This is a genomic window from Streptomyces sp. NPDC027189, assembly GCF_055566975.1.
The window spans coordinates 31,793-41,878 of the sequence record NZ_JBVHRI010000032.1 but is presented as its reverse complement, the minus strand read 5'-3'; the positions used below and the strand labels follow the sequence as shown (position 1 = coordinate 41,878).

The following is a 10,086-nucleotide window of genomic DNA, read 5'->3' as shown; positions in this document are numbered from 1 at the left end:
CCGAACCCATTTTGCGGAAGACGCAAGGTCCCTCGCGCCCAGTTCCCAGCTATTCCCCAACGGCTCTACCTTTGCCCTCATCGCGAGGGTGCTTCGTGCGATCATTCGCAACGATGAGACGGGGAGATTCTTGCCGGATTTCGAGAATAGAAAGAGGGAACTGTTTTCGGTATGGTCAGTATCGAGGCGGTAAACAGGATTTAGTCTGATTTCAATACGTCCAACCGTCGGCGCCCCACTCGAGTTCCAGCGAATAAGTTCTGAAACTCTCTGATCGATGCTTCGTGGGGGAACTTCGGAACGCTTGCAGGGTGCTGCCAGGGCGCGTAGCGCTGCACATGAACCAGAGATTGAAAGGGATCTCAGGCCACTTTCATTTGGCGCTGACATATTTATCGCCGCGATCTCAACATCCTGGGGAAGCGAATTCGAGAAATCCCGAACCTTTGATGCTGTAGAGGCACCCGAGACCGTCACAAGTGAAGTGCCGATTCGATCTTGAGAATCTCTTGCCAGCTTGGCATTAGCGCCAAGCAGGCCTGTCCAGAGTTGCGTCTGTACGACGAGAAATATGGCTACCATCAATGCTGTAACGAATCGAGCCGTAGAACGGCTCTGCAGTGCCGTCCTGCGCCCCGAAAAAATCATCCCGGAGTTCCCTGCTCTTGTCCCCGCTGCCGAAAGAATCGAGCCTCCCTGAGCTACCGCTAGGCTTACTAGTGAAGGAAGTGCAGTCAGGGTTCCCAACGTCCCTATGACGTATATGGGGAGTCGCCATTCGGTACTCGCTAGTCCCGGGCCACGAACTGCCAATATGAATGACAGCGGAAAGATCCAAGGCCACCATCTCGTGTGTTTGTAGACGCGAGTTCCGATATGGAAGTAGCGGGATTTTCTGGTTCCTGGGGTTAGGGCTACAGCCGCGAAAAGAATTACGATCACGGAGAGGGTAAAGGTGCCGACGAGCTTTTGTAGAGAGCGTGTAGCATCGGCAGAATAAAGAATAAAGTCCACACCAGGGAAAGGAATGTTCCATTTCAAAGCTGGCGTGACGGCTGCAATGCTGGCGAGGCAGCCAACCGCTACCGGTGTTATAGACTCACCGATTACGAAAATAATCCTGGAGCGCAGCCCAGCACCGAGAAGCTCGAGCAACGCGACACGGCGCTCCCGTGCAGATGAACCGGTACGAACCGAAGAGATCAAAAGCGCCGAGGCTGGCAACAGAAGGAATCCGACGACTCCGGCAGAAAACATGGTGAAATTCGGCAGCGACCTACTCTCACCCCAATATATTTCAGACGGTCTCCCGAAGCCAGAAATTTTATACATATCCCGAGAGTCGAGCATGGCGCGGGCCGGTCGCACGTAGGCAAATCTTTCGGACGGCGACTGCAGGCCATCAGAGGATATAAATCCTGCAAATCTTCCGTAACGAGATTTGATGCCATCGTCTGCGCCGGCCATGACGAGCGCCTCGGACAGCACAGCCTCACCAGGCTGAGGCCATTTCACAAGCCCAGGGGGAGGTGGAGCATTGTCCGAGAGGGGTTCGATGTAAGCCAGGAAGAACTGCGATCCGTCGATGTCGTCAGTATCCGGTGACCACAGAGCTACCGCACTATGGGTCCCGTCTTGACGAACTGGAAGTGGACTTCGAGCAGCACCGCGAATGTCTCGCCCCTCATAAGTCGCTGACGCAAGCATGAGGGAAAAGATGGCGAGGATGAATATAAAGGTTGACAGGCAGATTGACCAGAACCTTATCTTTCCCCCTTCGGCCGATGTGGAAGCCCGTCGCCCCGCCGCGAGCAATTGTAGGCTGAGCGGTCGTCCATCTACCATTCTCATGAAGGAAACTCCGTGCTCTCTCGGCTTTGTACATTGACCTGGCCATCCCGCAAACACAGTGCTCGCTGCGCACCTGAGGAAACGTAGGCATCATGTGTGACTACAATCAAACCGCAGCTCCATTTCCCGGGAAGGCTGTACAGGAGTTCTGCCACACTTTCCTTGTTTGCCGTGTCGAGTGCCCCTGTGGGCTCATCTGCCAAGATAAGTGCGGGATGATTAATCAGAGCACGCGCCACAGCTACCCTCTGGCGCTCGCCTCCTGATAGCGCACCAGTCAGCTTTAGTTCCGGCGCAATCCCGAGATCCTGCAAGAGTTCTGCGGCACGGGAAAAAGCTTGCTTCTTGTGAGCTCCATTGAGCAATCCGGCAATGGCAACGTTCTCCAAGGGACTCAGTTCCGGCAGAAGTTCACCGAACTGGAATACCATTCCAATGTGTTTTCTGCGGTATCGAGCTATCTCACGGGGTGATGCGCCCGTTATCGAGAATCCGGCTACAGTTATCGAACCTTCGGATGGTTGCTGCAATCCCAGAACGAGGTTCAAAAGTGTCGACTTACCACTGCCACTAGGCCCTGAAATTGCCAGGGATTCACCACGCCTCAGTAGCAGGCTCACCGAATCCAGGAGTTGTCGCTCTGCGATTCTGTACGACACATCATTGATCTCAAGAATTGAATCCATGCTTGTATCCTTCTTCGTGCAGCGGGTTCAAGAAAAGATTAGGCCCCCCTTCCGAATTGGCGAGAAACCAAAGAAGAAGGGAGGCCTGAATCGAACGCTACCTCTACCGGTCCCAGCCGCTGCAATCGTCCGGCCAGTTGTTGATGTACTCGCACGTCTTCAAGGCCACAATTCCCTCACTGACGAACGAACTCACACTCGAATTACCATTCCCGCGCTTCTCCCACAGAGTGTCAACGTTTCCCGAGAGAGCTCTTTCGTACTGTGCCTTCACCGGGTGGCCGTCAGCCTTGATGTCCTTAATCCAGACGTACCCATCATCGTTCTTGCATTGGGTTTTATTGCACTCAGAGGTCCAAGCTGCGGCGCCGTTGGTGTTTGCCGAGAGGGAATAGGCCGGACTCGCGCCAAGTAGGAAAATCCCTGCAAGGGCTACACCGCAGATGTTCTTCATGCTCTTATTCATTGATTTCTCCCCGATGTGAACAGGCTCAAAAGTGCCCGTCGATATATTTGGGATGATCTGGCCTGGAAGCTGCTTCCAGAGGAAGTGCCTCCGGATCGGCCGTGATCGACTTGCCCAATGGACGCAACGTCCGTACAGCTCGAGTTCTGCGCATCCCGCGATTTCTGGCGCCCCATATGCCCTGAATTGCATGCTGCACGCCGCCAGCTGCTACGCGAAGTGCTGAACGAGCCACCTGAAACGGCCATGGCGGGTGCGACAGCAGACTTCCTGCAGGACGCCTGGGAGGGTCGTGCGCCCGGAGTAAGGCGTCAGCATCTGCCACCTTCGCACACGATGTGCACGTCACTGGTCACTCAGTGCACAACCCGTGAAGACTTTGTCGCGATCACGGGTCGAAGATCAAGCAGCGAAAGGTCTGAATTAGGCATCTAAAAGATCAAATATGTAACACCTTTATTGAATCGTTACCCTGGGATGGTCGCCTCTGTCCTTGGTGGCCAACGGCTACGGCAGCTTCCCGACGTGGACCATGGTGGGCTGAAGGGTGGTGACCTGTACTGCAGGGAACGCCTAGGCCGCAGCGCGCGCGATTGGTGCCACCCCTTGGTGTGCGCCGGGGACACTGTGCGCGGGTCTGGCCGGGCTTCAGCGTCGATGCTGCAGAGGCCGCGATCCCTGTCCTCGTTCATTGCTGAGGGCGCAGGGCTGCGCGGACTCCGCGGTGGCGGGGCCCCGTTCGAAGCGGTTATGCGTGGCGAGGTGACGCATCCGTATGGATGCCCCAGCCAGATGACTCGTTATCAGAACTAGTGGAATCTTTCCATGCTTGATCTTTGATGGAGGCGCGCGGCAGAGTCGTCACAGGTTGTGCACTGAGTGACCAGTGATGTGCACGATGTGTGGGGGTGGGGGATGTGTTGACGTCTGTGTCCGGGCGTGTCCGTGTGCTGATCGTGGCCTTGGTGCTGTCGGTAGTTGCCGGTGGTGGCTGGCTGATCAGAGTGGCCGTCGACGACGCCGGTGGGTCCGACAGCGCGGCGTACCGGGGGCCGAAGCCTGCGGCGCATCAGGATCCGGTGTCTCCCAAGGAGCGGCGGGAGCAGACCCGGGACCGCGCGAAGCCGACCAAGTCGCGTGGTCTGCGCCCGACGAAGAGCAAGCCCGCCACGTCCGCGCAGATCAAGCTGCACCGGCAGAACCAGCGGCACTTGAAGGCCGCAGGGCCGAAGCCCCTGGGCGTGGCTGCTGGTTCGGGTTCTGGTGTCCGCCCCGCCTCCTTTACAACCCGTGTGGATACGGCCGCAGCCGCAGCTTCGTATTCGAGCGGTGCACTGTGGCAGGTGACAGCCGATCCGTTCGGGAACACTGCTGCCCAGCAGGGCGGCTTCCTCATGGCGCTCGGTAACCACATCGGTGCCGCCGTTCCGGGCGAGCCGCTCCAGCTGTCCGCTGCGATCTACCAGGCCGGCGGGGCCACTGGCGAAGTGCACCCAGTCAAGGTGCGCTGGAAACTGGACGCCTACAGCTGCCGTCTCAGCAACGACGACATCAAGTGGTTCGACTTCGGCCAGACGGTCTCAGCACCGACACTGAACACCGGTGTGGAGCTGCCGGTAGTGAATGCGTTGATCACGCTGCCCACGCCAGAGTGCACGAACCCGGTGCCGCAGTACTTCATTTACGCGTGCACGACCGTGACGGACGACCCCACTTCCACGGAGACCTGCGGCTCGTACAACTCGTACTACATCGTTCCGGCCCTGCCCGACGGAGCGGCTTGCAGTGCGCTCTGCGGTGACGCGAGCGGCTCGGCCGGCACGACGGTGATGCGCGCGGACCCGGTGAACACCGCCACGGGCGCGTTCACGGAAGCCTTCACCGACGCCCAGGTTCCTGCGCCCGGAGTCCCGCTGACGGTTGGACGCGTCTACTCCTCGGACAACACGCTCACCGGCGCGCTGGGCAAGGGCTGGCAACTGCCATGGGAGACCCGGCTGTCGATCGGGTCCAACGGTGACGCGGTCCTGATAGGCGAGGGCGGGACCCGGCACGCCTACTTGAAGAAGTCCGACGGGACGTTCACGACTCCAGGTGAGGCCCGCTCCAAGCTGGCTGCGAACGGCAGTGGTTACCAGCTGACCACCGCGGATCATTCGGCCTACGGCTTCAATGCTTTGGGGCAACTGACCGCGCTGAAGGACCGTACAGGCCGCGGTCTGACCCTGACCTACACCGGCTCCCAGCCCACACAGATCACGGATGCAGCGGGCCGGTCGGCCACGCTCGCGTACACAGGTGCGCTGCTGGACAAGGTGACACTGGCGGACGGCCGGGTAGTCGACTACGGCTACACCGGCGACCAGCTGACAAGCGTGACCGCCCTCGACGGCAAGACGGAGACCTACGGTTACGACACTTCGGGCCGCCTGAACAAGGTCACGAACGCCCGCAACAAGCAAGCCACGTTCAACGTCTACGACACGCAGGGCCGGGTGACGTCCCAGACGGACGCCCTTAGCCACAAGACCAGCTTCGTGTACTCCAAGAACGGTGTCTTCAACCAGGTCGACGTCACGGCACCGGACCAGGGTGTATGGACGGACGTCTACTACAAGAACGTCCTCTTCACGCAGCTCGATCCGCTGAACAACAAGAGCTACTACCGCTACGACAAGTTCTTCAACCGCACCAGCGCGGTGGACGCGGAGATCCGCGAGACCCAGTGGACGTTCGACAGCTCGGGCCGCATGACAGGGCGGTCCAACTCCGCGTCGGACGAGTCCTGGACGTACGACAGCAACGGCAACGTGGCCACGTACGAGGACGGCGAGTACAACAAGACCATCTACGGCTACAACACGGCCAACCAGCTCATCACCATCAAGGACCCGCTGGGCAAGACCACCGCGTACGGCTACAACCCCACCACCGGACTGCTGGAGACCGCCACCACAGCACGCGGGAAGCAGACGAAGTACGGCTACGACTCGGACGGCAACCTGGCGTCGGTGACCACGCCGAAGGGAAACAAGACCACCCGCACCTACTTCCCGTCGGGACAGGTGAAGACGGTCGTCGACCCGCGGGGCAACGTCAGCGGAGCGGACCCGGCAAAGTACACGACCGCCTACACCTACGACGACGCCGACCGGGTGAAGACGGTCACCGACGCGCGCGGCAACACCACTGCCTACGGCTACGACGAGGTCGGCAATCTCAAGACGGTCACCGATGCCCGTCAGCGCACCACAAGCTATGACTACGACGACGCCAATCACTTGTCGACCGTCACGGATCCGGCGCTGAAGCAGGCCGTGCTGGGCTACGACCCGGTCGGCCGTCTGAACAGGGAGACCAACCGTCGGGGTGCGGTCGTCACCTACCAGTACGACAAGGCCGGCAATCAGATTCAGGTGGTGAGCGCTCGCGGCAACGCCACCGGCGCCGACGCGAAGCAGTACACCTGGACGACCGGCTACGACAAGGTCGGCAACCGCAAGACCGTCACAGACCCGCTGGGCAAGACAACCGCATTCACCTGGGATGCCGACAACCGGCCCGTGTCGGTCACCGACCCGCTCAGCCACACACGCAGCGTCACGTATGACGACAACGGCAGCGTCGTCAAGACGACTGACGGCCTCGGTCACGGCATGACGCTCACCTACGACGATGACAACCGGCTCGCCACGTCGAAGACCTGGGCCGGTTACACGACCAGCTACGAGTACGACGACGACGGCCACCTCTCCGCAGAGGTCTCCCCGGAAGCCGAGCGCACCAGCTACAGCTACAACGACGACGGGCAGCTCGACACTTCCGTCGACCCGCGGGGCAATGTCAGTGGTGCTGACCCGGCGAAGTACACGTGGTCCTACGGCTACGACCCGGCCGGCCATCCCACCTCTGTGACCGACCCGCTCGGACACAAGCAGTCGACCGGCTATGACGCTCTCGGCAACATCGCCTCGGTCACCGACGCACGCAAGAAGCAGACGGTCTACGAGTACGACGAGCTCAACCGGCCCAAGAAGGTCACCGCCCCGGACGCCGGCACCACCACCTTCACGTACAACACAGCCGGCTTGCTGGACACCACCACCGACGCCAACACCCACACGAGCACCTACGGCTACAACGCCGAAGGCCAACTGACCTCGGTCAAGAACCCGCTCTCCAAGACCGTCACTTACGAGTACGATCTCGACGGGAACCGCACCAAGGTCACCAACGCCCGCGCGCAGACTGTCATCACCACGGTCGACGCCCGCAACCTGCCGACGAAAATCACCTACTCCGACGGCACCCCGACAGAGATCTACGTCTACGACGACGCGAGCCGCCTCAAGGACGTCACCGACGCCACCGGCACCCGCACCCTGACCTACGACAACGACGACAAGATCCTCTCGATCACGTCACCGGGGGCTACGAAGCCGTTCAGCTACAGCTGGAACACGGACGACACCCTCAAGTCGCGCACTTACCCGGACAGCCGGGCCACCAGCTACACGTACGACAAGGTCGGTCGGATCAAGACCCAGACGGCCAACAGCAAGGCCGTCAGCTACGGGTACGACAAGGCAGGCAACCTCACCTCGGTCGCCCTGCCCACCACCACGGCCCGCAGCGAGACCCGCACCTACGACGAGGCCGGCCGCCTGGCCTCCATGACCACGCCGACCCTCAGCAACACCTACACCTACGACGAGAACAACCGCTTGGTCGCGGACAAGCCAGGCACCGGCTACCCGGCCCGCTACGGCTACGACGACACAGGCCGCATGACCAGAGCCTGCACCGACACCTCAGCCACCTCCTGCCTGACCGGCACCAGCGGATCCACCTACGCCTACGACAAGGTCGGCAACCTCAAAAGCACGACCAGCTCCAGCTCCACCACGACCAACGAGTACGACGCCGGCGACCAACTGTCCTCAACGACCGTCGGCACGACCAAGACCAGCTACACCTACGACGCAGACGGCAACCAGACCAAGGACGACGACGGCACCTACGCCTACGACCCAGCAGGCCGGGTCAAGTCCGCCACCATCGGCAGCGACAACTTCTCGTTCCTAAACGACGCCGACGGCAACCGCACCGTCTCCAACAAGAACAGCGCGCTGATACGCACGTCCCGCTGGGACATCAACGGCGACCTCCCGCAGATCGCCACCGACACCGACTCCTCCGGCGGCCTGCTGGCGGACTACCACTACGACCCGGACGGCACGGCCCGCTCCATGGACCGCACCGCCGGCAACTACTACTTCACCCAGGACCGACAGAACTCCGTCAGCGCCGTCTACGACGCGGCGGGCGTCGACAACTACCACTACACCTACAGCGCCTGGGGCACCTCCACCGGCACCGCCACCATCACCGACGGCCAGACCAGCATCTTCGGCTACACCGGCCAGTACAAAGACCAGTACCTGCCCGACCGCCTCCAACTGCGCGCCCGCTCCTACGACACCACCCAGCGCCGCTTCACCACCCAAGACCCGGTCCCGGCCGCTGCCGACAGCCCCAATCAGTCGCCCTACAACTACGCCGACAACGACCCCGCCAACCTCTCCGACCCCTCCGGCAACTGCCCGATGTGCATCGGAGCAGCCATCGGCGGCATCGTCAGCGGCGGCGTCTACGCCTTCACCCACCACGACGACTTCGACTGGGGAGACTTCGCCGCAGCTACCGGCGAGGGCATGGTCATCGGCGCGGCCGGCGGCTTCCTCGCCCCAGCTGGCGCCAGCCTGGCAACCCAGCTCGGGCTGCAGGGCGGGCGCGCCCTTGCAGTCACAGTTGCCACGGACGCCGCAATCGGCATGGGCTTCGCCTGGGCCATCAACACCGCTCAATGCCAGCCGACCACCCCTCTCGACCTCCTCGTCGGCGCTCTCACCGGCGGACTCGGCAGTCTCGTAGGGCCAGCCTGGCGGTGGGGCAAGGGACTCTTCAGCAAGAAGCCTGCACTTCCCCCGCGGTTCGGCCCCGGAGCGGCGCACTCGAGTGATCCCGCATTTAGTGGGGGCAGCGCAGATTCAGTCTTCCTGTATAAGGCTCCTCAACGAGGCCTCGGGGAGCATCAAAGAGTCAATGGATACAGGAAGGAAGATTTCCCTGGAGATCCGGATGACATGTACGCAGAATGGGATGGAAAGGCCTATTTCGGTCTCGGTGATGACGGGAAAAGGGTGGCGGAAGGATATGCTGAATCCTATGGCGAAGGGGTAATTGTGATCAAAATTCCCGCCGCCGACTACGAAAAATACTTCCGGAAGCATCAATACAACTACCAAGGGGGCCCCGCACAGGAGGTCACAATCCCTAACTATGACCTTGAGAAGCTTAATCAATATCCGAGGGATTGGTACAAATAATGAATCGTGACCAGGACTGGAGTGAGGCGAAGCGGCTCCTGCCATTCGGGACGCGAGTGCAGGGTATCGTCAAGAAGTCGTACCCATTCGGAATGTTTGTGCATGTTCCAGAGTTCTCAAGCGTCAAATTCGTGGTAGACGCCGTCTCGTATGTACCGAATGGAAGAATCACTGATTCGACACATTGGCCAGCGGTTGGTTCTTCGATCGAAGGAGTAGTTGTCGACCATGTTGAACACAATCGGGAGATTAAGCTTCGTGTTGAGTAGTGCGCGCTGCGGCCATGGCTGGCCGACAGGGGGGCGGGGCGTGGCGGGGGATCGCGCGCATTAACGACAGGCGGCTCTTCGCCGCCGCGGCAGCCAGTGGACTGGTGGACTACCGCGGCTGTGAAGCCTGCCCGGCCGGACACCTGCGCTCGCGCGAGCGGTGCTGACTGTCCTGTTGCCCGCCGACGCGTTGCCGCTTACCTCGCGGCACGTGACCCAGCGGGCGATGGCCTTACTCACGGCGGCCGCGGCCGCCGTGAGACGCGGGTGCAACTGGGCCTCCACCGCGTGATGTGATCCGCATCACGTCGATCGGGTCATTTCGATGTCTCAACACGCCAGCTCTTACATCACGGCAGAATCTGCCTCCCTCCTGCAAGCGTTGGGCAGCCCGATGTCTCATGAGACATGCAGATCGTGGAGAA

Annotated in this window: 3 protein-coding genes; 1 reads left to right on the top strand and 2 read right to left on the bottom strand. The window is 60.9% G+C overall.

Annotated elements, in window-relative coordinates:
• Nucleotides 1-1,847: 1,847 nt before the first annotated feature.
• Nucleotides 1,848-2,537, bottom strand: coding sequence for an ABC transporter ATP-binding protein (locus ACZ4RZ_RS43255; protein ID WP_467753048.1), 690 nt, complete (start codon nt 2,535-2,537; stop codon nt 1,848-1,850).
• Between the two features lie 103 nt (nt 2,538-2,640).
• Nucleotides 2,641-3,003 (bottom strand): hypothetical protein, encoded by a 363-nt coding sequence (locus ACZ4RZ_RS43250; RefSeq protein ID WP_467753047.1) that lies wholly within the window; start codon nt 3,001-3,003, stop codon nt 2,641-2,643.
• A 929-nt stretch (nt 3,004-3,932) separates the two neighbouring features.
• Here ACZ4RZ_RS43250 and ACZ4RZ_RS43245 point away from each other — a divergent pair.
• Nucleotides 3,933-9,392, top strand: a complete 5,460-nt coding sequence (locus tag ACZ4RZ_RS43245; RefSeq protein ID WP_467753046.1) for a DUF6531 domain-containing protein — start codon at nt 3,933-3,935, stop codon at nt 9,390-9,392.
• The last annotated feature ends 694 nt before the right edge of the window (nt 9,393-10,086 follow it).

What these genes read in the sequence shown, in the direction of transcription:
- ACZ4RZ_RS43255 (WP_467753048.1), bottom strand. Translation starts at nt 2,537, where the DNA reads ATGGATTCAATTCTTGAGATCAATGATGTGTCGTACAGAATCGCAGAG.
- ACZ4RZ_RS43250 (WP_467753047.1), bottom strand. Translation starts at nt 3,003, where the DNA reads ATGAATAAGAGCATGAAGAACATCTGCGGTGTAGCCCTTGCAGGGATT.